Source organism: Pseudomonas sp. P8_241 (genome assembly GCF_034008315.1).
GTDB lineage: Bacteria > Pseudomonadota > Gammaproteobacteria > Pseudomonadales > Pseudomonadaceae > Aquipseudomonas.
Map to the genome: position 1 here is coordinate 1,365,509 of NZ_CP125377.1, position 25,167 is coordinate 1,390,675.

Consider the following 25,167-nt stretch of genomic DNA (forward strand, 5'->3'; position numbering starts at 1 on the left):
GATGGGTTTCAATCTTTCTGCCTGGGCGCTGCGCAATCGCCAGATCGTCCTGTTCCTGATGCTCTTGCTCGCCATCGTCGGCGCTCTTTCCTACACCAAGCTCGGCCAAAGTGAAGACCCGCCGTTCACCTTCAAAGCCATGGTGATCCGCACCAACTGGCCGGGGGCGACCGCCGAGGAAGTCTCGCGCCAGGTTACCGAGCGCATTGAAAAGAAACTGATGGAAACCGGCGAGTACGATCGCATCGTTTCTTTCTCTCGCCCCGGTGAATCCCAAGTGACCTTCATCGCCCGTGACTCCATGCATTCGGTGGAGGTTCCGGAGCTCTGGTATCAGGTGCGCAAGAAGGTCAGCGACATTCGCCATACCTTGCCGCCGGGCATTCAAGGGCCGTTTTTCAACGATGAATTCGGCACCACCTTCGGCAACATCTACGCCCTGACCGGCGAGGGTTTCGACTACGCCGTGCTCAAGGATTACGCCGACCGCATCCAGATCCAGTTGCAACGGGTCAAGGACGTGGGCAAGGTCGAGTTGCTCGGCCTGCAGGACGAGAAAATCTGGATCGAGTTGTCGAACGTCAAACTCGCCACCCTCGGCCTGCCACTGGCGGCGGTACAGCAGGCGCTTGAAGAGCAGAATGCGGTGTCTACGGCGGGCTTCTTCGAAACCAGCAGCGAGCGATTGCAGTTACGGGTAACGGGGAATTTTCAGACGGTTGACGAGATCAAGAATTTCCCGATCCGCGTCGCAGATCGTACGTTCCGTATCTCCGATGTGGCCGATGTGCGCCGTGGCTTCAATGATCCACCGGCACCGCGCATGCGCTTCATGGCCGAGAACGCTATCGGTCTTGCGGTCGCGATGAAGGACGGCGGCGATATTCTGGTGCTGGGCAAGGCGCTGGAAATCGAGTTCGACCGCATCCAGAAAGACCTTCCGATCGGCATGCAGCTGCGCAAGGTGTCCGATCAACCAGCCGCGGTGAAGACCGGTGTCGGCGAATTTGTCCAGGTGTTGGTCGAAGCATTGGCCATCGTGTTGCTGGTGAGTTTTTTCTCCCTCGGCGTGCGCACCGGCATGGTGGTCGCCCTGGCGATTCCGCTGGTGTTGGCCATGACGTTTGCCTGCATGTATTACCTGGGCATCGGTCTGCACAAGATTTCCCTTGGTGCGTTGGTTTTGGCGCTGGGCCTGCTGGTGGATGACGCCATCATTGCCGTGGAAATGATGGCGATCAAAATGGAGCAGGGCTTCGACCGGGTCAAAGCGGCGAGCTATGCCTGGACCAGTACCGCGTTCCCGATGCTCACCGGCACGCTGATCACCGCGGCCGGTTTTCTGCCGATTGCCACGGCGCAATCGGGCACTGGCGAATACACCCGTTCGATCTTCGAGGTGGTCACCATCGCGCTGTTGGCATCGTGGGTGGCGGCGGTGCTGTTCGTGCCTTATCTGGGGGAAAAACTCCTGCCGGACCTGGCGAAAATTCATGCGGCGAAACACGGCCCTGGCCAGCCAGATCCTTACGCCACGCCGTTCTATCAGCGTGTCCGGCGTGTGGTGGAGTGGTGTGTGCGCTGGCGTAAAACCGTGATCACGGCGACCGTGGTGTTGTTCATTGCCTCCATCGTGCTGTTCCGTTTTGTTCCGCAGCAGTTCTTCCCGGCGTCCGGCCGACTGGAGTTGATGGTCGACCTGAAACTCGCCGAAGGCGCTTCCTTGAGCAACACCGCCGAGGAGGTCAAACGTCTCGAAGCATTGCTCAAGGACAAGGCAGGGATCGATAACTACGTGGCCTACGTCGGCACCGGTTCGCCGCGTTTTTACCTGCCGCTGGATCAACAACTGCCTGCCCCGAGCTTCGCCCAGTTTGTCGTGCTGGCCAAGACCATCGAGGATCGCGAACCTCTGCGCACCTGGTTGATCTCAACGCTCAACGAACAGTTCCCGACCCTGCGCTCGCGGGTCACACGCCTGGAAAACGGTCCGCCGGTAGGTTATCCGGTGCAGTTTCGGGTCACGGGTGAACACATCGAGGAAGTCCGCGCTCTGGCACGCAAAGTCGCCGCCAAGGTTCGGGAAAATCCGCATGTGGTCAACGTTCACCTCGATTGGGAAGAACCGAGCAAAGTCGTTTATCTGAACATCGATCAGGACCGCGCCCGAGCATTGGGCGTGAGCACGGCGAACCTGTCGAAGTTCTTGCAAAGTTCGCTGACCGGTTCCAGCGTCAGTCAGTACCGCGAAGACAACGAGTTGATCGAGATCCTGCTGCGCGGCACGGTGCATGAACGCACGGAGCTGTCGTTGCTGCCGAGCCTGGCGATACCGACGGACAACGGTCGCAGCGTGGCGTTGTCGCAGATAGCGACCCTGGAATACGGCTTCGAAGAAGGCGTGATCTGGCATCGCAATCGGCTACCTAACGTGACGGTGCGGGCCGATATTTATGGCAAGGAGCAGCCGGCAACGTTGGTGCAGCAAATCATGCCGACGCTTGATCCGATCCGCGCTGAATTGCCGGATGGGTATTTGCTGGATGTCGGTGGCACGGTGGAGGATTCGACGCGCGGACAGAACTCGGTGAAGGCCGGGGTGCCGTTGTTCATCGTGGTGGTGTTGACGTTGCTGATGCTGCAATTGCGCAGTTTCTCACGCACGGCGATGGTGTTTCTGACGGCCCCGTTGGGGCTGATCGGCGTGACGCTGTTCCTGATGGTGTTCCGTCAGCCGTTCGGGTTTGTGGCCATGCTCGGGACGATTGCATTGTCGGGGATGATCATGCGCAACTCGGTGATTCTGGTCGATCAGATCGAGCAAGATATCGCGGCGGGGCTCAAGCCTTGGCAGGCAATTATCGAGGCGACGGTGCGGCGGTTCCGGCCGATTGTACTGACGGCGCTGGCGGCGGTGTTGGCGATGATTCCGTTGTCGCGCAGTGTGTTCTTCGGGCCGATGGCGGTGGCGATCATGGGCGGGTTGATTGTGGCGACGGCGTTGACGCTGCTGTTTTTGCCGGCGCTCTATGCGGCCTGGTTTCGGGTTCGCAAAGAGTCGGATTGATGGTTTGACCTTGGCGGCCTTCGGGCCGACCAGGTTCATTGGGTTTTTTGTTGGCTGAGAGGGTGAGTGCATATCCGTTTTTTCGGTAACGGCCACTTTTGGTTTCGCCCTTACGGCGACTCACTTTTTTTTCAAACCCCTCCAAAAAAGTAAGCAAAAAAAGGCTCGCCCCTGACGTCCGGCCCCTCGCTGAGGCTCGGTGTTCCTTCGCTCCGGCATTCATCCGGGGGCATCGCCTCCGGTCGGCTTCGCTTCGACCTCCTCTCGATGTGTTCGACTTCGTCGAACGGCGCTTCGCGCCCACCCCCGGATGAACACCTCCACTCAGCCTTCCGACGGGGCGGGTGGATCAGGATCAAAAGCTGAAGGCGAGCTAACGCTCGGCCTGATGAGTGGTGAAGAGCTTGGTGTACGCTGTTCTGCCTTTGCTCTTCTGTAGGGGCGAGCCTGCTCCGGGCGGCGTTCCGACGGTGGCGGCCTGTCAGCCGACCAATCTCTCAAAGATGTATCCAATCCTATTGTGGGAGCGAGCCTGCTCGCGATGAGGTCATGTCAGTCGACATCAACTTGGCTGACATACCGCACTCGCGAGCAGGCTCGCTCCCACAGGATTTGTATTGCAGTTTAGAGCGTACCAAACACCTTCTTCGCCAAACTGGTTGCCGCCGCCGCCGGGTTCTGGCGCAGGGTTTCTTCCTGTTTGCCGATCATTTCGAACAAGCCGTTCAGCGCCTGTTCGGTGACGTAGTTTTCGACGTTGGCGTTTTTCGCATCGACCACGCCCATGGTCGCCGCTTGCCCTGCGAACGAGTTGTACTGCTGGACGAGACCCACTTGGTCGGTGGCCTGCTTGACGATGGGCAGGAACCTGGCGCGGATTTGTTCGCGGCTGGTTTTGTTCAGGTACTGGGTGGCCGAATCGTTGCCGCCGCTGAGGATGCCCTTGGCATCTTCCACGGTCATTTTCTTCACGGCGTCCACAAGGATTGGTTGGGCCTGGGTCACGGCGGTTTCCGCCGCTTTGTTCATGCTGGCTTCCAGTTGATCAACCTGATCACCCATGCCGAACTGTTTCATTTTGCTGGCGACTTTGCCCAACTTGCCCGGCAGTTCGATTTTTACATCCGGGTTGTTGCTGAACCCACCTGGTGTGCCAAGTTGTTTAACAGCCAATTGCGCGCCTTGGGTCAGGGCGTCCTTAAGCCCGCCGGTGGCGTCTTTTTGTGACAGGTCGGTGAGTGCCAAAGCCATGGCGTTGGCACTGATCATCAAACCCGCACACAGGCCGGCGAAGCGAAGGGTAGAGCGGAGCATGCAAGCTTCCTTGTTCGTAAGAGGTATTTAGCGGACGGCGTCTACGCGGACTTTCAGGGGCTGCGGGTCTTTGCCATCGAGCTGCACGGCGTGATGCTCGGTGGTGATGAAGATCAGCTTGCCGTCGACTTCGATACGCGCGCTGACGGAGTAGCGATGACCCGGTTTGACCCGGGCCGGATCGTAACTCAGATGGAATGGCAAGGGCACCTGGCCTTTGACCTGGCCTTTCTGTTCATCAAGAACTACCGCAGGGGCATCGGCCATAGACACGTCCTGCAAACTTACGCTCAGTGTGGCATTGGACGGTAGAGCGATTCGTTGCAGGTAGAAAACTTCACCGTTGAGCGACATTTCAGGTGCGCACGACGGCGTTTGGCAGGCTGTCAGCAAGGCAGCCGCGGCGAGCAGAGGCAATTTTTTCAAAAGTAGTTTCCGTGTCGAAGGCGCCAGTAGAATACTGGCGCCTGTGCCCGAACGTAAGCGGCTTTTACACTAAGCGTCGATCAGGACGGTTGATATCAGCCACCGAAAGCCGGTGTCCGAACAGGTTCCGGCATTAGTATCAGTTTTGCCGGTTTAAGACCTAGCGGCATTCGGTGCCGACTGTGGGTCTCGAATGTGCCGGTTAGTGTGTAAAGTTGGCCTGGCTTGATGACGGACGGATCATATTTCAGGTAAGTGGGGGTCATTTGCGCGGTCAGGCCCACGGCCTCACTCACAACGATCTCAGGCTGGTCATCAGTTTTCATTTCAATCAACTTCAGAATCAGCTCTGAGTCAGCAGGGTAATCAATTTTAGGCATCCAGTGCTTTTGCGCCGCGATGTAACCCACAGGGCTCAAGTGAATGTCCGTATCGTGATCGCCTCCTGCCCAGCGGAAATCCTGCTCCAGATCCAGTAGCAGCGCGGTCCCTTGGTGGGAGATTTTTACATTGATGGAGAAGCGGCTTCCGAACGTGTTCGACTGTGAGTCGACCACAACCGGGAAGATGATGGGACGCGTCGAGGAAAGTTGGTTGCTGCCCCACTGACAGTGAAGCCTGGGCGCATCTCTGTTGGTAATGTTTTGTACTCTGATACTTATTTCGCAACTTTCCGGTAGTTCAAAGTCTGGAGGAAAGTGCAGCTGGGTGTTGATGGTATGTTGGGTCATGATGATTTCCTTATCAATGGGCTCGTCGAAAATGACGAGCGCTGAGCTTATCTCCCGCGCATTCGAGCGTTATGTAGGAAAAGTTCGCCAAGCGAAAGCGAATTGATGACGGGATAGGTCGGAAGCGTCCTTGCTTCTGACACATTGACGGCTTATACCTGCTCGACGAGATCCGCCGCGTCTTCACTGCGATGCACCGCCACCTGACGAATTGACAGACGAATATCCGCCGGCAACACCCGTTTGGCCGCGCCTTCGGCCAGTTCACCGAGCAGTTCGTGGTAGCTCAGCTTGCCGGCTTCATCACGCTTGAGCACGTCGAGGTCTAGCATCGTCTGGATGAAGTGACGGAACAGGCTCTTGTCGAAGAATTCCGGGGCGTTCAGTCCATGCAGGATCGACAGGCGTTGGGCCATGACCGTGCACAAGTCTTCCAGTTCTTCGGCGCTGATGCTGTTCTGGCCGCTGTTGAGCAGCAGGGAAACGGTCATGTAGAAGCGCTGCAACGTCTGGGCGATGCTCTTCGATAGCAAGGTCAGCAGCACGAAATGTCGCGAGCTTGGCGCCGGACGCAGGTACACGTCGTTCTCGAAGCGCAGCAAGCCTTGTTCGACGAAGGCTTCCAGCCATTGATCGATCACCGTATCCAGTTCGTCGAGCGACCAGCGAATGAACAATTCCGCTTGCAGGTACGGGTACAGCGCGCGGGTGTAGCGCAGGATTTGTTCGCGGCTCATGCGCGAGGCGCTCTGGAAGAAACTGGCCAGCAGCGCCGGGAGGGCGAAAATGTGCAGCACGTTGTTGCGGTAGTAGGTCATCAGGACGGCGTTTTGCTCGTCCAGATAGAGGATCTTGCCCAGGGCGTCGCTCTGCTCGGACAGCAGATCCATATCTTTCACGTGTGCAATCAACGCGCGCCCGTCACCTTCCGGCAGCGTGGTGTGCGGCGAGTACGGCACCTTGCGTAACAGTGCCAGATACAGATCGAGCACCCGCGCCATGGCGCGATCATCGAGTGCCAAACGGCTGGTGGACAACAGGGCCAGGGCCACGAGATTTACGGGGTTGATCGCCGCCGCTTCGTTCAGATGCCGGGCGACTTTCTCGCCGAGGCGGTTGGTGGTTTCGTTGAGCCAGGCGGGTCTGAACTGCGGACCGAGTTCCTGCTGGCGCCAGTCCGGCTGTTCGCTGTCGAGGAACTCCGCCAGTTTGATCGGTTCGCCGAAGTTCACCGCCACTTGGCCGAAGCGCTGCTTGAGCGCGCCGATGACTTTGAAAATATCGAAAATCGATTCTTTCTTCTTGGCCGCACCGCGCAACTCGCCAAGATAGGTTCGACCTTCCAATACGCGTTCGTAGCCGATGTACACCGGCACGAAGACGATGGGCATGCGCGACGACCGCAGGAAGCTGCGCAGGGTAATTGCCAGCATCCCGGTTTTCGGTTGCAGCATGCGCCCGGTGCGCGAACGACCGCCTTCGACGAAGTACTCCACCGGGAAGCCCTTGGTGAACAGGGTGTGCAGGTATTCGTTGAACACCGAGGTGTAGAGCGGGTTGCCCTTGAAGGTGCGGCGCATGAAGAACGCGCCACCGCGACGCAGCAGGCCGCCGATCACCGGCATGTTCAGGTTGATGCCGGCGGCGATGTGCGGTGGGGTCAGGCCGTTGCGAAACAGCAGATAGGAGAGCAGCAGGTAGTCGATGTGGCTGCGGTGGCAGGGCACGTAGATTACTTCGTGACCCTGGGCGACCTTCTGCACGCCTTCGATGTGATTGACCTTGATGCCGTCGTAGATCTTGTTCCAGAACCAGCTCAGCACCACTTCCATAAAACGGATCGCGGTGTAGGTGTAGTCCGAGGCGATTTCGTTGCCGTAGCGCAGCGCTTGAGCCTTGGCTTTCTCGGGGGAGATGTTCTCGCGCTCGGCTTCGTCGAGGATCGCTTGCTTGACCATCGGCTGGTTGAGCAGGCCTTTGACCAGATTGCGACGGTGGGAAATGTCCGGGCCGATCACTGCCGCTTTGAGGTTGCGGAAGTGCACCCGCAGGATGCGCTGGGCCATGCGCACGGTGCGTTCGTGGCCCTTGTTGTGATCGATCAGCTCGCGCAGGTGGATCGGTGCGGAGAACTGAACGCGAGTCTTGCGTCCCAGCACGATGACGCTCAGCAGTCGGCGCAAGCGACCGGTGACGGCCCAGCTGTCGGCGAACAAGAGTTTCCACGGACTGTTTTCGCTGTCTGGCGACTGGCCCCAGAACACGCTGACCGGAATGATCTGCGCGTCTTCGGCGGCGTTCTGGCTCAAGGCGCTGACCAGACGGGTCAGGGTCGGCGGCGCGCCGCGCTTGTCCTGACGACCGAGCCAGTCCGGGTCCGGTGTCAGGTAGAAGAACGCGGCGGGTTCCAGCAGGTTGCCTACGGACACCGGCAAAACCGGACGCGGCAGGCCAGCCTTGCTGCATTCGGTGTCGACCACAGCGAGATCGGTTAGCGAAGGGTTTTGCAGGACGTAGAACACCGGACGACTGCGGTCGAGGTCAAGGGTGAACGACGACTGGTTGATCGTCTCCGAGCGAACCCAGAGATACAACAGTCGGCGCAGGGTGCCAAACACAAGACGGCGGAACGGGGAACGGGTCATACGGCTTCTGCGTGAGTGAATAAAACCGAGCGTTTGCTCGGGAGGTCGATAGTGTGCCGGATTCGTTGAAAATCGGCAAAAAAGCGGCGAAGTAAACTCCTGTTGAGAGTTTTACCCTCTGTCATATACTCGGCGCTCTGTCGCCACTGCCCTCATGGGACCGGTATGCGCAGGCTGACGTTCCCGAGGCTTTCCTGCGAAAAGCCCGACCCATAATAAAAAAGGAGTATGAACACATGGCAACACGCGAAACCGGCAACGTGAAGTGGTTCAACGACGCCAAGGGCTACGGCTTCATTCAGCGCGAAGACGGGGTGGACGTGTTCGTGCACTATCGCGCGATACGCGGCGAAGGACACCGCTCACTGGCTGAAGGGCAGCAGGTTGAGTATGCGGTGGTGGAAGGGCAGAAGGGGTTGCAGGCTGAGGATGTGGTAGGTCTGTAATACGGTCCTGTAGGAGCTGGCTTGCCAGCGAAGGCGACAATCCTGATGCACCGAGGTGCATGGATCGCCAGCAAGCCGGCTCCTACAGGGTCACGTTACATCCAGCAATGTCAGGCGGTTTTCCAGGTGATCTCTTCTTCTCCGTCCGCGCTGATGCGTATCCAGCGATCGGCGGTCTCTTCGCCTTCTTCCTCGACCCAGGTTCCCGGTGCGCAACGCACTTCGACGTTCAGTGCGACAAATGCAGCGCGAGCGCAGGCGATGTCGTCTTCCCACGGGGTCTGGTCGCTTTCCAGGTACAGGCTGTTCCACTTTCCTACGGCTTTCGGTAACCAGGTCACCGGCACATTGCCGGCCTTGCACTTGTAGGTCTGGCCCTTTTGCACCCAGTCGGTGCATGGGCCCAATGCCGCACCCAGCCAGGCCGAGATGGCCTTGTGATCGACGTCGGCGTCTTTGAGGTAAATCTCGATATCGGGTTGGCGCATGGATGTCCTCACTGCGTGTCTGAAAAATCCATTCGCGGATTTAGCCGGTCTCGGGCACTCGCCCGGAACCAAAAAGTTATTGAAGAACGAAGTAATCGTAGCGCATCGACACGGTCGTCTCGAACGGCTCGGTCTGTTCGATAACCGCTTCCCGGCGCTCGGCACTGGCGCGCCAGCCGTGGGGTGTCATCGCCAACAGGTTGGCGCGGTCCTGCGGCTTGTCCAGCGTCAGCTTGAACGTCAGCGTCTCGCTGTGCGCCAGCGCCATGCCTTCGGGCACCAGATCCAGATGCTTGTCGTCAATGTATTCGCGCACTTCGTCGTACAAACGCTCGCGCAATTCCATCAGATGGCCGCTAGTCGGTCCGACTTTCATCAGGCCGCCGCCGACGCTGAGCAGGCGTTTGGCTTCTTCCCAATCCAATGGGCTGAAGACGCTGGCCAGAAACTGGCAGCTGTCCGAGGCCAGCGGCACCCGCGCCATGCTGGCGATCAACCAGGTCAGTTGCGGATTGCGTTTGCAGGCGCGTTTGATCGCCTCGCGAGAGATGTCCAGTGCATAGCCTTCGGCGTTCGGCAGGGCTTCGGCAATTTGCGCGGTGTAGTAACCCTCGCCACAACCAATGTCGAGCCAGCGCTGCGGCGCATAGCTGGCTGCCAGCTCCGCCAGACGCTTGGCCACCGGCGCATAGTGGCCGGCGTTCAAGAAATCACGGCGTGCCTCGACCATCGCCTGGTTATCCCCAGGGTCACGGCTGTTCTTGTGCTGTACCGGCAACAGGTTCAGGTAACCCTGACGTGCACGGTCAAAGCGGTGCCCGGCAGGGCACACCACGCCGTTGTCCACCGCATTGAGCGGTTCGCTACAGATTGGGCAAGAAAGCATCAGGCGAGCAACTTGATCAGGGTCTGATAGTAGATCTCGGTCAGCACATCGAGGTCAGCGGCCAGCACGCGTTCGTTGACCTGGTGGATGGTCGCGTTGACCGGCCCCAACTCAACCACTTGCGTGCCCATGGTCGCAATGAAGCGGCCGTCGGACGTGCCACCGCTGGTGGAAGCCTTGGTTTCGCGTCCTGTGATGTCCTTGATGCTCGACGACACTGCATCGAGCAATGCGCCCGGTTCGGTGAGGAATGGCAGACCGGACAATGCCCAATCGACGTGCCAGTCCAGGCCATGCTTGTCGAGGATGTCGGCGACGCGTTTTTGCAGGCCTTCAACGGTGGACTCGGTGGAGAAACGGAAGTTGAACACCGCCACCAGGTCACCGGGGATGACATTGGTTGCGCCAGTGCCGGAGTTTACGTTGGAAATCTGGAAACTGGTTGGCGGGAAGAAATCGTTGCCGTGGTCCCAATGCTCGGCGGCCAATTCGGCGAGGGCCGGGGCGGCGAGGTGGATCGGGTTCTTGGCCAGATGCGGGTAGGCCACGTGACCTTGCACACCTTTGACGGTCAGTTTGGCGCCGAGCGAGCCGCGACGGCCGTTCTTGACCACGTCACCGACCAGCGTGGTGCTCGATGGTTCGCCGACGATGCACCAGTCCAGACGCTCCTTGCGTGCGACGAGGCGCTCAACCACCGCTTTGGTGCCGTGATGCGCAGGGCCTTCTTCGTCACTGGTGATCAGGAACGCGACCTTGCCCTTGTGATCCGGGTAGTCAGCGACGAAGCGTTCGGCGGCGACAGTCATGGAAGCCAGGCTGCCTTTCATGTCCGCTGCGCCACGGCCGCAAAGCATGCCGTGTTCGTCGATCAGTGCATTGAACGGTTCGATCTGCCAGGCGGCGACCGGACCGGTTGGCACCACATCGGTGTGGCCGGCGAAGCACAGCACCGGGCCGTCATGTTTGCCGTGGGTCGCCCAGAAGTTATCCACATCTTCGATGCGCATCGGCTCCAGTGCGAAACCGGCATCGCCCAGGCGCTGCATCATCTGCTTCTGGCAATCGGCGTCAACCGGCGTCACGGACGGACGGCGGATCAGGTCGATGGCGAGTTGGAGGGTCGGCGAAAGGTCGGCGTAGGCCGTCATGGAAAACTCCGATCTGTGCAGCACAATAAACCTGTAGGAGCTGCCGAAGGCTGCGATCTTTTGCTGTTGTAGATTAAAAGATCGCAGCCTTCGGCAGCTCCTACAGTGCAAAAGGGCGATCATTCTAAAGCAAAACGGCGACCCGAAGGCCGCCGTTTGACGTTATCCGCAACGGATTATGCCGCTGCGATCTCAGGCTGCGCCGAAGGTTTGGGCAGCGAAGACAGGAACGCCATGATCAGCGCCGCGACGTACGGCAGCGACTGCACCAGCAGCATGGTGACCCAGAAGCGCATGTCGTTGCTCGGCAGGCCGTTCACCAGATAGATCCCCAGCGCGGCGCTCCACAACAGCAGCATGATGAACATCTCTTCACGGGCTTCCGAAATCGCCACCCAGAAGCCATGGTTATCGGCGTTTTTCGGCGTGCGGAAGAACGGAATGCTGCTGGTGAAGAAACCGTACAGCACCGCTTTGGCGATGGTGTGCGACAGCGCCAGCCCGGCCAGTGCCGCGCAGAACGCATCCTTCAGATTCACGCCCACTGCGCGGCGGTACAGGAAGATGATCTTGCCGACCTTGAACACGAACAGCGCCAACGGCGGGATTGCGAAGATCAGCAGCGGCGGATCGACCCGTTGCGGCACGATGATCATTGCTGCCGACCACAGCAGGGCGCCGACGGTGAAGAAGATGTTCATGCCATCCGCAACCCACGGCAACCAGCCCGCAAGGAAGTGATAACGCTGGCCACGGGTCAGTTCGGTGTCCTTGCCGCGCAGCAGGCTGGCAGTGTGACGCTTGATGATCTGAATCGCCCCGTAGGCCCAGCGGAAACGCTGCTTCTTGAAGTCGATAAAGGTATCGGGCATCAGGCCTTTGCCGTAGCTGTCGTGGTAATACGCCGCCGACAGGCCTTTCTCGAACACGCGCAAACCCAGTTCGGCGTCTTCACAGATGCACCAGTCGGCCCAGCCCAGTTCTTCGAGCACCGAACGACGGGTCATGGTCATGGTGCCGTGCTGGATGATCGCATCACGGTCATTGCGGGTGACCATGCCGATGTGGAAGAAGCCTTTGTACTCGGCGTAGCAAAGCTTCTTGAAAGTGCTTTCGTTCTGGTCGCGATAATCCTGCGGCGATTGCACCACGGCGATTTTCGGGTCGGCGAAGTGCGGCACCATGTGCTTGAGCCAGTTCGGGTGTACGCAGTAGTCCGAGTCGATCACCGCGATCACTTCGGCGTCCTTGGCGGTGTGCGGAATCAGGTAGTTCAGCGCGCCGCCCTTGAAGCCGGCGAGCGGTGCAACGTGGAAGAACTTGAAGCGCGGACCGAGGGTTTCGCAGTAGTCGCGCACCGGTTCCCACACGGCCGGATCCTTGGTGTTGTTGTCGATAATCAGGACTTCGAAATCCGGATAGTCGAGGTTGGCCAGGGCGTTGAGGGTCTGTTTGACCATCTCCGGCGGCTCGTTGTAGCAAGGTACGTGGATCGAGACTTTCGGGCGGTACGTGGAATCGCCCACCACCGGCAGGAATTCACGGCGACGCTTGTGCACCCAGACGGCTTCGGCCAATTCATGGGCTTCGGTCAGCAAGACGATGAACACCCCGAGCGCGCCGAGGGCGAGCAAAAAGCCGACCGTCAGGCTGAACCAGGTGCTGTATTGCTGGCTGTAGTCGTAACCGATCCACACCAGCACCGAGCCACACAAGAAGGCGATGAAGGTCAGGAAAGTGCGGCCACGTTGACGCAGGGCCGAACCGTCGATCATCAGCAGCGTCAATGACAGCAATGCCAGAACCACCGAGCCGATGGCCAGCACGCGCCATTGAGGGATTGCTACCACCGGGCCTTCGAAGTTGAATTTCTGCTGGCGCGCGGCGTTGAACACGCCCCAATAAGCGCCCACCGAGCCTTCGTCGCTGGCTTTCCATGGCTGGTCAAATGCTTCGATCACGAAGTAGTTGAAACCCTGGCGGTTGAGCTTGTTGACCAGGGTGCGCAGGTAGATTGCCTGGTCTGCCGGCGACGCATCGGCGCCACCGCGCATGCGGCCGTTGCTCGGCCAGCCCACTTCGGACAGCAGCAGCGGTTTTTTCGGGAACATCTTTTTCAGGTCGCGGGCGCGGTCGAGGACGAACTGCCCTGCCTTGTCCATCGGAATGAACTCCCAGTACGGCAGCACGTGAGCGGCGATCAGGTCGACGTGCTTGGCCAGTTCAGGGTGTTCTTCCCAGACGTGCCATTGCTCCGACGTGGTCACCGGCACCTTCACAGCGGCACGCACACGGTCCAGCAAGACGCTGAGTTCCTGGGCGGTAATTTCCTTACGGAACAGTGCCTCGTTGCCGACGACTACGCGAACCACGCTGCGCGAGGAGTTGGCGATTTCGATGGCGCGGGTGATTTCCCGTTCGTTGCGTTCCTGATCGGGGCTGATCCAGATCCCCAGCGTCACCCGCAGGCCGAACTCTTCCGCCAGTTTGGGGATGTTCTCAAGCGTGCCATCCACCGAGTAAGTACGGATGTTGTCCGTCAGCTTGCTCATGATCTCCAGATCGCGACGCATCTGATCGTCGGTCGGGTACTGTTCCTTCTGCGGGAATTGACCCTGCTGGAATGGCGAATACGAGAAGCCGGAGATCTGTTCGGGCCAGTTGGGGGCAGTGACCGGGCGATTGATCAGCGCCCAGAAGCCGGTAAACAAGGCAGCGATGGCGAGCACCACCACCAGGTTGAGTCCAAATTTACGCGATGACATAGTTATTTCGGGTTCCAAAGACTGTGGAACGGAGGAACGGTTGGCCGTCGCCAAGGGGCGCGCATCCTACACCGGGTATTCTTTTGTCGTACAGCAGACAAGGAATTGCCGGACGTTGGGCAACCCAAGTCTCTTTAAGTTCTTTCGTTAGAGCGTGTAGGACAAATCTTCGTTCGATGGTGTTTACGTGGAAGTTACCCGTTCATAGCGTAATGATGCTCTTGGCCGCCGACAGCCCTATAATGCGCGCCGGTTTTTGAGGTGTTGGTCATGAGTACAGAAGATCCACGGTTTGCTGGCATCGCCCGTTTGTATGGCATCGAAGGTCTTGAGCGCTTGAAAGCAGCTCATGTGGCAATCGTCGGCGTGGGCGGCGTCGGTTCGTGGGCGGCGGAAGCCATGGCCCGTTGCGGCGTCGGCGAGATTTCGCTGTTCGACCTCGACGACGTGTGCGTCAGTAACGCCAACCGCCAGTTGCATGCGCTCGACAGTACGGTCGGCAAGCCCAAGGTCGAGGTGATGGCCGAGCGTCTGCGCGGGATCAACCCGCAGTGCACGGTGCATGCGGTGCCGGACTTCGTCACCCGCGACACCATGGCCCAATACATCACGCCCGACATCGATTGCGTGATCGACTGCATCGACAGCGTCAATGCGAAAGCGGCGCTGATCGCCTGGTGCAAACGCCGCAAGATCCAGATCATCACCACGGGCGGCGCGGGCGGGCAGATTGACCCGACGCTCATCCAGGTCTGCGACCTGAACCGCACGTTCAATGATCCATTGGCCTCGAAAGTGCGCTCCACTTTGCGCCGTGATTACGGTTTCTCCCGCACCGTAACCCGCCATTACAGCGTGCCGTGCGTATTTTCCACCGAGCAACTGCGTTACCCGAAACCGGATGGCAGCATTTGCTTGCAGAAAAGTTTTGTCGGGGATGGCGTGAAGCTCGACTGCGCCGGCGGGTTTGGCGCGGTCATGATGGTGACAGCCACGTTCGGCATGGTCGCGGCGACCAAGGCTGTGGATAAGATTGTAGCGGGCGTTCGGCGGCCGGCGGAGCGGGTCAAACCGCGGGTTTAAAATGTATCCGCTGTAGGAGCTGGCTTGCCAGCGATGGCGGCAGTCCTGATACACCGCGGTGCGCGGTGCGCGGATCGCGAGGAAGCCGACTCCTACAAGGATATTTCCCGCATCCGCTGAAGCACCGCATTCAAGCCATTACTGCGCGACTCGGATAACTGTCGGCCCAGTCCCAACTGATTGAACCAGTCCGCCAAGTCCACCTGCTGCAACTCGGCCGCCGACAACCCGTTGACCCGCGCCAGTAACAGCGCCACCAATCCACGAATCAAACGCGCATCGCTGCTGGCGTGGAACTGCCAATGGCCTTCGCGCAACTCACCTACCAACCACACCTGACTTTCACAGCCGTGCACCCGGTTGGCGTCGCACATTTGGGCATCAACCAACGCTGGCAAGCGTTCGCCCCACTGCATCAACAGTCGTGCGCGTTGTTCCCAGCCAGCGGCCGCCCGAAAGACTTCAAGCGCTGTGACAGCATCGGCAGGCAAGCTCATCGCAATAACTCCAGCGCCTGATCCAGCGCGATAAAGAACCGTTCCAGGTCTTCGGAGTCGTTGTACAACGCCAACGACACCCGAATTGCCCCGGCCAATTCATAGCTTTTGAGCAGCGGCATGGCGCAGTGATGGCCGGCACGCACCGCGATCCCTTGTTCGGTCAGCAAATGTGCCAAGTCCGAGTTATGCACACCCTCGACGGTAAAACTGGCCAGCGCCAGTTGTGGCTTGCCCAGCAGACGGATGCCGTTGCGGGCCGTAAGACCTTTGAGCAGACAGTCATGCAACGCGGCTTCGTGAGTGGACAGGGCGTTCTGGTCGAGTTCCGAGAGGTAATCCAGGGTTGCGCCCAGACCGATCACGCTGGAAATCGGTGGCGTACCGGCCTCGAAACCCAGCGGCGCCGGGCGGAAGCGAGCGTCGTGATAATTGGCGTCCAGTACCATCTCGCCACCGAACTGCCAATGACGCAGCTGTTGCAGCGCTTCATTGCGCCCGAACAGCACGCCCAGCCCATCGGGGCCGTAGAGTTTATGGCTGGAAAATACATAGAAATCGCAGCCCAGCGCTTGCACGTCGTGGCGGCCATGGACCACGCCTTGGGCGCCGTCGATCACGGTCAAAGCGTTACGAGCTTTGGCCATCGTCAACAGCTCGGGCAAGGGTTGCCAGGCACCAATCACGTTGGACAGCTGACTGATAGCCAACAGGCGCGTACGCGGGCCGATCAAGCCTGCGGCAACTTCAAGGTCGATCACGCCGTTGGCATCCAGCGGCAGAATCACCAGTTTCACGTCGCGACGGTGTGCCAGTTGCTGCCACGGCAGCAGGTTGGCGTGATGCTCCAGGGCGCTGATGACGATCTCATCGCCCGGATGGAATAGATGTTCCAGGCCGTAGGCCAGGAGATTCAACGCGGACGTCGCGCCGTGGGTAAAGATGATCTGACCGCTATCGCCAGCATTCAGCCATTGCGCGACTTTGCGACGGCTGTCCTCGAATGCCTGAGTGGCGTGGGCGCCGGGCAAATGTTGCGCCCGATGCACGTTGGCCGCGCCGTTGACGTAGTAATGCGCCAGCGCATCCAGCAGGGCTTGAGGTTTCTGCGTAGTGGCGGCGTTGTCCAGATAGGTCTGGCCTTGCCGTTGGAGGGCGGCGATGGCCGGAAAATCGGCGCGCCAGGGGGAGAGAATCATCATGTTGTTCGCCTGTACGCCTGCCCCTTGTAGGAGCGAGCTTGCTCGCGATGGACGCGTGGACGACACGGGCTGTCTGATGCCGCGCGTTATCGTTGACGTCCATCGCGAGCAAGCTCGCTCCTACAGAGGTGCGGGTGGTCGTGTGGCTTAGTTGTGAGCGTGCAGCGCTTCGTTCAGTTCGATGGCCGATTTGTGGGTTTTGCATTCCACGGCACCGGTTTGCGAATTGCGACGGAACAACAGGTCAGGTTGACCGGCCAGTTCACGGGCCTTCACGACTTTGACCAGCTGGTTGTTCTCGTCCAGCAGCGCCACTTTGGTGCCGGCGGTGACGTACAGGCCCGACTCGACGGTGTTGCGGTCGCCCAACGGAATACCGATACCGGCGTTGGCGCCGATCAGGCAGCCTTCGCCGACCTTGATCACAATGTTGCCGCCGCCCGACAGGGTGCCCATGGTCGAGCAACCGCCGCCCAAGTCAGAGCCCTTGCCGACGAACACGCCTGCCGATACGCGGCCTTCGATCATGCCCGGGCCTTCGGTGCCGGCGTTGAAGTTGACGAAACCTTCGTGCATCACGGTGGTGCCTTCACCCACGTAAGCGCCCAGGCGGATACGTGCAGCGTCAGCGATACGCACCCCGGCCGGAACCACGTAGTCGGTCATTTTCGGGAATTTGTCGACCGAGAACACTTCCAGCAGGTCGCCGCGCAGGCGTGCTTCGAGTTGATGTTCGGCCAGCTCGGCCAGGTCGATTGCGCCCTGGCTGGTCCACGCCACGTTTGGCAGCAACGGGAAAATGCCCGCCAGGTTCAGGCCGTGTGGCTTGACCAGGCGATGGGACAGCAGGTGCAGCTTGAGGTAGGCCTCAGGCGTGGACGACAACTGGGCATCTTCTGCCAGTAAAGTCGCGACCAGCGGCTTGTGGCTCTCGGCCAGACGGGTCAGCAAGGCAGCCTGGGCAGCATCGACGCCCTTGAGCGCTTCAGCCAGTTGCGAAGCTTGAGTGGTGCTGAACGCGATGGCCTGATTGCCTTCGGTGTAGCCCAGGATTGGCGCGATGGCGGCTACGACTTCGGCCGATGGGTTGAGCACCGGGGCGGCGTAGAACACTTCCAGCCAGGCGCCTTGACGGTTTTGAGTGCCGACACCGAAGGCCAGGCTGAACAGGGTAGTAGACATGTTGATACCTCTAACAAAATGGAACGGGCTGCTTACTTGAGTGCGGCCGCGTAGATATCTGGCTTGAAGCCAATCAGGGTTCGGTCACCGAGATCGAGCACCGGGCGCTTGATCATCGAGGGTTGTGCGAGCATCAGCTCGATGGCTTTCGACTGGTCGAGATCGGCTTTGCGTTCGTCGTCGAGTTTGCGAAAGGTCGTGCCTGCACGGTTCAACACCACTTCCCAGCCGTGCTCGTTGCACCATTGGGTCAGGTGTTCACGGTCGATTCCGACCGTTTTGTAGTCATGGAAGTCGTAGCTGACTGCGTGTTCATCGAGCCAGGTGCGCGCTTTTTTCATGGTGTCGCAGGCTTTGATGCCGAAAAGGTGCAACGTTTTGCTTGAAACGGTCAAGGAATTGCCCCCTTTGCAGGTGCTGTAAATAAAAGGTGACGGATTATGCCATGACCCTGAAGTTAAAACCCAAAACCCTGTGGGGGCCTGCTGGCGATGCGGCATTACAGCCGACACTTCTGCTGACTGAACCACCGCTATCGCGAGCAGGCTCGCTCCTGCAGGGGGTGTGGTGCTTGCGGGTGCGACATAGGTGCAAGGGCCACCGGTAGTCTAAGCGTCTAATATGGCACTTCAACGCTGTCGATTGCCCGGGAACCTCGCTTTATGCAAACCGCTTATACCGTCCTGATCCTGCTGATGCTGGTCGGCGTTTCACGCCTGATCGGGCGAGTGATCCCGCTGCCGTTGCCACTGGTGCAAATTGCCGCCGGTGCGTTGCTCGCCTGGCCGACGCTGGGCCTGCATGTGGTGCTGGATCCGGAGTTGTTCCTTTTTCTGTTCTTGCCGCCGCTGTTGTTTTCCGACGGCTGGCGTATGCCCAAGCGCGAATTCTGGCGCTTGCGCGGGCCTATCCTGACGTTGGCGGTGGGGTTGGTGTTGTTTACGGTAGTGGGGGCCGGATATTTCATTCACTGGTTGCTGCCCAGCGTGCCACTGCCCGTGGCGTTTGCGCTGGCGGCGGTGTTGTCGCCGACGGATGCGGTAGCGGTCTCGGCCATTGCGCGCAATCGGCTACCGACACCACTGATGCACATGCTGCAGGGCGAAGCGTTGATGAATGACGCCTCGGGTCTTGTGACGTTCAAGTTTGCTCTGGTGGCGGCCGTGACGGGCGTGTTTTCACTGACCAATGCCAGTCTGGCGTTTGTGTTGGTCGCGGTTGGAGGGTTGGCTGTTGGCGTGGCGCTTAGCTGGCTGGTCGGCCGTCTTCGGGCGTGGATGATCAACCGCGGTTGGGATGATCCGGCTACCCATGTGGTCTTCATGTTGTTGCTGCCGTTTGCGGCATATGTGCTGGCCGAACAGCTTGGGGCGTCGGGCATTCTGTCGGCGGTCGCAGCGGGCATGATGCAAAGCTGGCTTGACCTGCTGCCGCGTCAGACCAGCACCCGGCTACTCAATCGCAGCGTCTGGTCGTTGCTGGAGTTTGCCTTCAACGGCCTGATTTTTCTTCTGTTGGGTTTGCAGTTGCCGGACATCATCAAGGCGGTGGCCAGTCATGAAACGTCGCTATGGCCGACGCTGCTGTATCGCTGTTTTGATGTCGTCGCGATTTTCCTGGTGCTGCTGATATTGCGATTCGTCTGGGTGCAGAGCACCTGGCGATTGTCGGTTTTTTTGCGCCGTCTGCGTGGCAAGGGCGAAATGACTCATGTGCCGACAACGCGGTCCTGCTGGTTGTTGACCGTGGGTGGTGTGCGCGGAGCGGTGACGCTGGCGGGTGTGATGTCGGTGCCGCTGCTGATGGGCGGGGTGGTATTTCCGGAGCGCGACCTGCTGATCTTTATCGCCGCCGGCGTGATCCTGTTGTCGCTGATCGCAGCCTGTATCGCTTTGCCGCTGTTGCTGCGGGGTGTTGAAACCAGCCCGGACGACAAGCGTCGCCACGAAGTGCGCGAAGCGTGGCGCAAAACGGCTGAAGCGGCCATTCATGCACTGGAAGTTGAAGAGGCCGGTGCCCAGGATGCGGCAGAGGCAGCACTGGCCGTCGAACTGAAGGCCCGGATCATGTCTGAATATCGCCATCAGCTGGAGGTGTTCAACGATTCGGCCGAAGCCCAGGCGCTGGCCTTTCAGATGGATTTGCTGGAGCGGCGTTTGCGTTTGAAGGCTTTGAAGGCTCAGCGACTGGAGTTGTACAGCCTCAGCCGTCATCACCAGATTGGTGATGACGTATTGCGAGAAATACTGGGTGAACTGGATTTGAGTGAAGCAAACCTGGGGCACGTCAACTAGTTAAATTTGTTGAAGGTCAGCGTTTTGGGTAGAGCAGTTTCATCATTGTTTTATCTTTCTTGCTGATCTTGCGATTAGGGGGGATTTCCCAGTCTCCCAGTGTCAGGGCGTTGGCAACAGGGTAATGCATGATGGACTTTTTGTCGTAAGGCGTATAAATCGCTTCAATTGTATCGAAGGGAGTAAAGATGTTCATGTCAACCGCCTCCTTGTCGATTGGGTTCATTTCCCGGTTTTTGTAGAATTCATACACTTTCGGCTTATCCCAGGGGATATTGGCATCGGGATGTTGGTGTTCATGCATTGCTCCCAAGGCGTGTCCGAACTCGTGAATGACAATAAGCTCAAAGTCTTCATGTTCTGGTTTTACGCCCAGTTGCATGGTTGGCCAGTCCGGGTGAGTCAATAGCGCATCGGTGCCCAGTATTGAACTGTTGCGGTTGTTTTTGGTGGCGATCCTTATCTCGCCTGCTCGACCCTCGACGAAATCGAAAGTCAGATTGATATAGGGCAACCATTTGCTGGCCGCATCGATGATCTTGCGTTTATGCTCATCGTCAGGATCATCCATGAACGCGATTTTCAACGTGCGGTCATTTTCCCACAGTTTTGAATAATTAACTAAAGAGCGCTTGCGGCGGGAGCCTGTTTGATAGTTTGCATTTCTGGGGCTTTCGTTGATGGCTGCGTCATAAGATTCCTGATGATCGGGCCATTGGATAAGTGTGCAGTGCTCAATGTTATTCATTGGCGGACTTCTTCCATGAAGTGATAGTTGGGTTTATGAGGCGTGCTGCTGCGCGCGAAATAATATTAAGGTGTATGTATGCGCAGGGAAAACATTAGAAGTTGGGAAAGTGTAACTTCATACGTTGGACTGCCCGCACGACATTGCGTAATGCGGGCAGAGGCCGTTACTTGTTACGGGTAACAAATGCGCGAATGCGCTCCGCCGCCTCGACGCACTCGGCCAGTGGCGCGACCAGTGCCATGCGCACGCGGCCAGCACCTGGATTGACACCGTCCACCTCACGGGACAAGTAAGAGCCCGGCACCACAGTCACATGCTCCTGCTCGAACAGGTCGCGGCAGAACGCAGCGTCGTCCCCGGCCACGTTCGGCCACAGGTAGAAGCTGCCATCCGGGCGTTGCACGTCCAGCACAGGGCTGAGAATTTCCAGTACGGCATCAAACTTCTCGCGATACAGCGCACGGTTGGCGCGTACGTGCACTTCGTCATTCCACGCCGCTACGCTGGCCAGTTGAGTCTGCACCGGCATAGCGCAGCCGTGGTACGTCCGATAGAGCAAAAAGCCCTTGAGGATGTCGGCGTCACCGGCGACAAAGCCCGAACGCAGGCCTGGCAGGTTCGAACGCTTGGACAGGCTGTGGAACACCACGCAGCGCTTGAAATCCTTGCGGCCCAGTTCTACACAAGCGCTAAGCAAACCTGGCGGCGGGGTCTGTTCGTCGAAGTAGAGTTCGCTGTAGCACTCGTCGGCAGCAATCACGAAGTCGTATTCATCGGCCAAGGCGATCAGCTTTTTCAGAGTCTCGACCGGGATCAAGGCGCCAGTCGGGTTGCCAGGCGAGCACAGGAACAGAATCTGGCAGCGTTTCCAGATGTCTGGCGAAACGGCGTCAAAATCCGGGTTGAAGCCGTTTTCGTCCAGGCACGGCAGGTAGTGCGGCTTGGCTCCGGCGAGGAACGCCGCGCCTTCGTAAATCTGGTAGAAGGGGTTCGGGCTGACCACCAGTGCGTCGTCGCCACGGTTGACCACGGTCTGGGTGAAGGCGAACAGGGCCTCGCGGGTGCCGTTGACCGGCAGCACGTTGCGCGCCGGGTCGATCCAGCCGCCAGGAACACCGAAGCGACGCTCGCACCAGGCCGCGATGGCTTCACGCAGCGCCGGGATGCCGAGCGTGGTCGGGTACACCGCCATCTGATCCAGGTTGCTGGCCAGGGCCTCGGCGACAAAGCTTGGCGAACGGTGTTTCGGCTCGCCGATGGACAGTGCAATCGGGCGCAGGTCCGGGTTCGGCGTCACGCTGCCGAGCAGGGCGCGGAGCTTTTCGAAAGGGTAAGGCTGCAACTGGGTCAGAGCGTTGTTCATCGATAGATCTCGTTCGGTATAGGGTAGCGCTGGTCGACTGTAGGAGCGAGCCTGCTCGCGATGGTCTCGAGGTCGCGAAGTTCAGCCTGCTGCCAAGCGTCATCGTTGATGACCATCGCGAGTATGCTCGCTCATACAGAGGGGGCCCGGGCCATTTTCACGTCAGATACTGATGCGCGACAGTTTGATATCGGGTTCCTGGTTGACGCTCAACTGCTCGACGATTGCATCCTGCAAGCGACTGCACAGCAATGGATCGGACAGCGGCTGATTGTGTGCGTCAGTGATGAAGAACACGTCTTCCACCCGCTCGCCAAGCGTGGCGATCTTGGCGTTCTGCAAGGACAGATCAAACTCCAGGAAAATCGTGCCGATTCGCGCCAGCAAGCCCGGCCGGTCGGGAGCTGTCAACTCCAGCACCGTCACCGGGCGCTGGGCGTCGTTGTGGATCGTCACCTGGGGCGCGAAGGCGAAATGCTTGAGCTGACGTGGTACCCGACGCTGGATGATGGTCGGGTAGTCGTCCGGATTGCGCAGGGCTTCGGTCAGGCCATCGCGGATTTGTTTGACCCGCGCCGGATTATCGCCGATCGAGTCACCGTCAGTGTCGAGCACGATGTAGGTGTCGAGGGTGAACTGGCTGCTGGACGTGATGACCCGGGCGTCATGAATGTTCAGGTTGAGCTGGTCCATCGCCGCCACGGTCACGGCAAAGAAGTCATGCTGGTCCGGTGCGTAGATGAAGATCTGCGTGCCGCCCTCGAACTCGCGCTGGGTGGTTTCCTTGATCAGTACCAGCGGCCCGCCGTCGACGGGTTGCTGGAGGATCGCATCCGTGTGCCAGGCGACGTCGCCGGCGGTGTGACGCAAGAAATAGTCGTCGCCCAACTGCGCCCACAACTGCTCGACGTCGTCCGGATCGGTGCCACCGCGCACCAGGATGTCGAGGGCGGCGCTTTGGGTCTGGCGGATCTGCTCTTCGCGGTCCACGGGGTTTTCCAGGCCGCGACGCAGTGCCCGCTTGGTCTCGGTGTAGAGCTGGCGCAACAGGCTGGCGCGCCAGGAATTCCATAGCGTCGGGTTGGTGGCATTGATATCGGAGACGGTCAGCACGTATAGGTAATCGAGGTGGGCTTCGTCACCGACGATCTGCGCGAAATCGTGGATCACCTGCGGGTCGGACAAGTCCTTGCGCTGGGCAGTGGTCGACATCATCAGGTGATTTTGCACCAGCCATACGATCAGGCGGCTGTCCCAGGCGGGCAATTGATGACGCTGGCAAAATGCAGCGGCATCCACGGCGCCGATGTCCGAGTGGTCGCCATGCCGACCCTTGCCGATGTCGTGGTACAGGCCGGCGATGTAAATCAGTTCGGGCTTGGGCAACTTGCCCATGGTTTTGCTGGCCAGCGGGAATTTTTCCGACACCTGGGTGTACTGCAACTTACGCAGGTGTTTGATCAGGTTCAGGGTGTGCGCGTCGACCGTATAGATGTGGAACAGGTCGTGTTGCATCTGCCCGACGATGAAGCCGAACTCCGGAAGATAACGCCCAAGGATGCCGTAACGGTTCATCCGGCGCAGGTTGCGGTGGATGCCGATCTTGCACTTGAACAGTTCGATGAACAGGCTGGTGTTGCGAATGTCATTGCGAAAGTCGTCGTCGATCAGGTGACGGTTCTCGCGCAGCAGGCGAATGGTGTCGGCACGAACACCTTTGATTTCCGGTTGCTGGGCCATCAGCACGAATATTTCGAGCATGGCGAACGGCGTACGGCGGAACACGTTGTCGTTTCGAGCCTCGATGTAACCGTCGTGCAACTGGAATCGCGAATTGATCGGCTGTGGCGGCGCTTCGTCTTCCGGCGCGAGGATCACTTCCTCGAAGTGCTGGATGATCAGGTCGCTGAGCTGGGCAATGCTCATGACCACCCGGTAGTACTGCTGCATGAAGTTTTCGATGGCTTGCTTGGCGTCGTCGCCGGCGAAGCCCAGCAGACCGGCGATGGTGCGCTGATGATCGAACAGCAGGCGGTCTTCGGCACGTCCGGCGAGCATATGCAGGGCGTAACGAACCTTCCACAGAAACTCCTGAGAAGAGGCGAGCAAGGCGTTTTCGCTCTCGACCAGGAAACCTTCACCCGCCAATGCGCGCAAGTTCAAGGTGCCGTATTCACGGCGGGCCACCCAAAGAATCGTCTGGATATCCCGTAGTCCCCCGGGGGAGCCTTTGACGTTGGGTTCCAGGTTGTACTCGGTGTCGTTGTACTTGTGGTGGCGGGCCTTTTGCTCGGCGCGCTTGGCGAGGAAGAAGTCCTTGCTCGGCCACATATGAGCGGTGCTGGTGACATCCAGCATGCGTTGGCGCAAGTGCTCGGGTCCGGCGATGGTGCGGCTTTCCATCAGGTTAGTGACGACGGTCAGGTCAGCTCGTGCCTCGACGGCGCATTCGTCGACTGAGCGAACACTCTGGCCGACTTCCAGGCCGATATCCCACAACAGCGTCAGAAAACGCTCGATGGAATCGCGGAAAACTTCGTGGTCGGCGCTGTCCAGCAGAATCAGCAAGTCGATGTCGGAATAAGGGTGCAACTCACCGCGACCGTAGCCGCCGACCGCGACCAGCGCGATGTCGGCGTCCTCGCTCCAGTTGAACTGATCCCAGGCCTTTTGCAGGATGTTGTCGACGAACCAGGCGCGATCCTCGATCAGCCGACGAATGTCCCTGCCGCTGCGAAAGCGCCCGTCGAGCACTTCGCGGGCCTGGCGGATTGCCTTCTTGAACGCAGCGATGGGGCTTGCCTTCAGGGCCAGTTCAGCCTGGAACTGGCCGCGGTCGAAGAGTTCGGGATCCACCTGCGGCATCGATTGGCTTT

At 59.3% G+C, this 25,167-nt stretch carries 19 protein-coding genes; 4 read left to right on the forward strand and 15 right to left on the reverse strand.

Annotation, left to right across the window (positions count from 1 at the left end):
- Position 1: 1 nt before the first annotated feature.
- Positions 2-3,067 carry an efflux RND transporter permease subunit gene (locus tag QMK58_RS06070; protein WP_320396000.1) on the forward strand — a complete coding sequence of 1,022 codons (3,066 nt, stop codon included), beginning with the start codon at positions 2-4 and terminating at the stop codon, positions 3,065-3,067.
- 624 nt (positions 3,068-3,691) lie between these two features.
- On the opposite strand, the gene QMK58_RS06075 is transcribed toward QMK58_RS06070, so the two are convergent.
- The 4 genes from QMK58_RS06075 to plsB form a co-directional block, all read right to left on the reverse strand.
- The gene (locus QMK58_RS06075) at positions 3,692-4,381 is read right to left on the reverse strand and encodes a DUF4197 domain-containing protein (RefSeq protein WP_320396001.1); all 690 of its coding nucleotides are present in this window, start codon (positions 4,379-4,381) and stop codon (positions 3,692-3,694) included.
- A gap of 27 nt (positions 4,382-4,408) precedes the next feature.
- Positions 4,409-4,807 (reverse strand): YbaY family lipoprotein, encoded by a 399-nt coding sequence (locus QMK58_RS06080; RefSeq protein ID WP_053159630.1) that lies wholly within the window; start codon positions 4,805-4,807, stop codon positions 4,409-4,411.
- 95 nt (positions 4,808-4,902) lie between these two features.
- A complete protein-coding gene (locus tag QMK58_RS06085; RefSeq protein WP_053159628.1) occupies positions 4,903-5,538 on the reverse strand; it encodes a hypothetical protein in 636 nt (211 codons plus the stop codon).
- Positions 5,539-5,690: 152 nt separating this feature from the next.
- Positions 5,691-8,183, reverse strand: a complete 2,493-nt coding sequence (gene plsB / locus QMK58_RS06090; protein ID WP_320396002.1) for a glycerol-3-phosphate 1-O-acyltransferase PlsB — start codon at positions 8,181-8,183, stop codon at positions 5,691-5,693.
- A 236-nt stretch (positions 8,184-8,419) separates the two neighbouring features.
- Here plsB and QMK58_RS06095 point away from each other — a divergent pair, with 236 nt between their 5' ends.
- The gene (locus tag QMK58_RS06095; protein ID WP_053159625.1) at positions 8,420-8,629 is read left to right on the forward strand and encodes a cold shock domain-containing protein; all 210 of its coding nucleotides are present in this window, start codon (positions 8,420-8,422) and stop codon (positions 8,627-8,629) included.
- A gap of 110 nt (positions 8,630-8,739) precedes the next feature.
- On the opposite strand, the gene QMK58_RS06100 is transcribed toward QMK58_RS06095, so the two are convergent.
- The 4 genes from QMK58_RS06100 to QMK58_RS06115 all read right to left on the reverse strand — a co-directional run bounded on the left by QMK58_RS06100 (position 8,740) and on the right by QMK58_RS06115 (position 13,919).
- The gene (locus QMK58_RS06100) at positions 8,740-9,117 is read right to left on the reverse strand and encodes a hypothetical protein (RefSeq protein ID WP_053159623.1); all 378 of its coding nucleotides are present in this window, start codon (positions 9,115-9,117) and stop codon (positions 8,740-8,742) included.
- A gap of 76 nt (positions 9,118-9,193) precedes the next feature.
- Positions 9,194-10,003 (reverse strand): putative RNA methyltransferase, encoded by an 810-nt coding sequence (locus tag QMK58_RS06105; RefSeq protein WP_320396003.1) that lies wholly within the window; start codon positions 10,001-10,003, stop codon positions 9,194-9,196.
- Complete coding sequence (dapE, locus tag QMK58_RS06110; RefSeq protein WP_053159619.1) at positions 10,003-11,154, reverse strand: succinyl-diaminopimelate desuccinylase; 1,152 nt, start codon at positions 11,152-11,154, stop codon at positions 10,003-10,005. Before dapE ends, QMK58_RS06105 begins: the two co-directional genes overlap by 1 nt.
- A gap of 176 nt (positions 11,155-11,330) precedes the next feature.
- Entirely contained in the window at positions 11,331-13,919 is a 2,589-nt protein-coding gene (locus tag QMK58_RS06115; RefSeq protein WP_053159617.1) for a glycosyltransferase, read from the reverse strand.
- Between the two features lie 264 nt (positions 13,920-14,183).
- On the opposite strand from QMK58_RS06115, the gene tcdA reads away from it, so the two are divergent.
- On the forward strand, positions 14,184-15,002 hold the full coding sequence (gene tcdA / locus QMK58_RS06120; RefSeq protein ID WP_053159875.1) for a tRNA cyclic N6-threonylcarbamoyladenosine(37) synthase TcdA: 819 nt from the start codon (positions 14,184-14,186) through the stop codon (positions 15,000-15,002).
- Positions 15,003-15,094: 92 nt separating this feature from the next.
- Here tcdA and QMK58_RS06125 read toward each other — a convergent pair whose 3' ends face one another.
- The 4 genes from QMK58_RS06125 to QMK58_RS06140 all read right to left on the reverse strand — a co-directional run bounded on the left by QMK58_RS06125 (position 15,095) and on the right by QMK58_RS06140 (position 18,278).
- Positions 15,095-15,499, reverse strand: a complete 405-nt coding sequence (locus QMK58_RS06125) for a SufE family protein (protein ID WP_053159616.1) — start codon at positions 15,497-15,499, stop codon at positions 15,095-15,097.
- On the reverse strand, positions 15,496-16,701 hold the full coding sequence (locus QMK58_RS06130; protein ID WP_053159615.1) for an aminotransferase class V-fold PLP-dependent enzyme: 1,206 nt from the start codon (positions 16,699-16,701) through the stop codon (positions 15,496-15,498). The genes QMK58_RS06125 and QMK58_RS06130 overlap by 4 nt, the downstream gene beginning before the upstream one ends.
- A gap of 147 nt (positions 16,702-16,848) precedes the next feature.
- Positions 16,849-17,883: a 2,3,4,5-tetrahydropyridine-2,6-dicarboxylate N-succinyltransferase gene (dapD, locus tag QMK58_RS06135; protein ID WP_053159613.1), complete on the reverse strand. Its 1,035-nt coding sequence runs from the start codon at positions 17,881-17,883 to the stop codon at positions 16,849-16,851.
- A 32-nt stretch (positions 17,884-17,915) separates the two neighbouring features.
- Positions 17,916-18,278 carry an ArsC family reductase gene (locus QMK58_RS06140; RefSeq protein WP_320396004.1) on the reverse strand — a complete coding sequence of 121 codons (363 nt, stop codon included), beginning with the start codon at positions 18,276-18,278 and terminating at the stop codon, positions 17,916-17,918.
- 267 nt (positions 18,279-18,545) lie between these two features.
- On the opposite strand from QMK58_RS06140, the gene QMK58_RS06145 reads away from it, so the two are divergent.
- Positions 18,546-20,177 (forward strand): Na+/H+ antiporter, encoded by a 1,632-nt coding sequence (locus QMK58_RS06145; RefSeq protein WP_053159609.1) that lies wholly within the window; start codon positions 18,546-18,548, stop codon positions 20,175-20,177.
- Positions 20,178-20,193: 16 nt separating this feature from the next.
- Here the strand turns inward: QMK58_RS06145 and QMK58_RS06150 are convergent, their stop codons facing one another.
- The 3 genes from QMK58_RS06150 to QMK58_RS06160 all read right to left on the reverse strand — a co-directional run bounded on the left by QMK58_RS06150 (position 20,194) and on the right by QMK58_RS06160 (position 25,156).
- On the reverse strand, positions 20,194-20,925 hold the full coding sequence (locus QMK58_RS06150) for a M12 family metallopeptidase (protein WP_053159607.1): 732 nt from the start codon (positions 20,923-20,925) through the stop codon (positions 20,194-20,196).
- A 166-nt stretch (positions 20,926-21,091) separates the two neighbouring features.
- Positions 21,092-22,291 carry a succinyldiaminopimelate transaminase gene (dapC, locus tag QMK58_RS06155; RefSeq protein WP_053159605.1) on the reverse strand — a complete coding sequence of 400 codons (1,200 nt, stop codon included), beginning with the start codon at positions 22,289-22,291 and terminating at the stop codon, positions 21,092-21,094.
- 162 nt (positions 22,292-22,453) lie between these two features.
- Positions 22,454-25,156, reverse strand: coding sequence for a [protein-PII] uridylyltransferase (locus tag QMK58_RS06160; protein WP_053159603.1), 2,703 nt, complete (start codon positions 25,154-25,156; stop codon positions 22,454-22,456).
- Between the last annotated feature and the right edge of the window lie 11 nt (positions 25,157-25,167).

Coding starts and splice junctions, on each gene's coding strand:
- QMK58_RS06125 (WP_053159616.1), bottom strand. CDS start 15,499: ATGAGCTTGCCTGCCGATGCTGTCACAGCGCTTGAAGTCTTTCGGGCG.
- QMK58_RS06085 (WP_053159628.1), bottom strand. CDS start 5,538: ATGACCCAACATACCATCAACACCCAGCTGCACTTTCCTCCAGACTTT.
- QMK58_RS06100 (WP_053159623.1), bottom strand. CDS start 9,117: ATGCGCCAACCCGATATCGAGATTTACCTCAAAGACGCCGACGTCGAT.
- QMK58_RS06075 (WP_320396001.1), bottom strand. CDS start 4,381: ATGCTCCGCTCTACCCTTCGCTTCGCCGGCCTGTGTGCGGGTTTGATG.
- QMK58_RS06105 (WP_320396003.1), bottom strand. CDS start 10,003: ATGCTTTCTTGCCCAATCTGTAGCGAACCGCTCAATGCGGTGGACAAC.
- QMK58_RS06145 (WP_053159609.1), top strand. CDS start 18,546: ATGCAAACCGCTTATACCGTCCTGATCCTGCTGATGCTGGTCGGCGTT.
- QMK58_RS06070 (WP_320396000.1), top strand. CDS start 2: ATGGGTTTCAATCTTTCTGCCTGGGCGCTGCGCAATCGCCAGATCGTC.
- QMK58_RS06095 (WP_053159625.1), top strand. CDS start 8,420: ATGGCAACACGCGAAACCGGCAACGTGAAGTGGTTCAACGACGCCAAG.
- dapE (WP_053159619.1), bottom strand. CDS start 11,154: ATGACGGCCTACGCCGACCTTTCGCCGACCCTCCAACTCGCCATCGAC.
- plsB (WP_320396002.1), bottom strand. CDS start 8,183: ATGACCCGTTCCCCGTTCCGCCGTCTTGTGTTTGGCACCCTGCGCCGA.
- QMK58_RS06150 (WP_053159607.1), bottom strand. CDS start 20,925: ATGAATAACATTGAGCACTGCACACTTATCCAATGGCCCGATCATCAG.
- QMK58_RS06115 (WP_053159617.1), bottom strand. CDS start 13,919: ATGTCATCGCGTAAATTTGGACTCAACCTGGTGGTGGTGCTCGCCATC.
- dapD (WP_053159613.1), bottom strand. CDS start 17,883: ATGTCTACTACCCTGTTCAGCCTGGCCTTCGGTGTCGGCACTCAAAAC.
- QMK58_RS06160 (WP_053159603.1), bottom strand. CDS start 25,156: ATGCCGCAGGTGGATCCCGAACTCTTCGACCGCGGCCAGTTCCAGGCT.
- QMK58_RS06130 (WP_053159615.1), bottom strand. CDS start 16,701: ATGATGATTCTCTCCCCCTGGCGCGCCGATTTTCCGGCCATCGCCGCC.
- dapC (WP_053159605.1), bottom strand. CDS start 22,291: ATGAACAACGCTCTGACCCAGTTGCAGCCTTACCCTTTCGAAAAGCTC.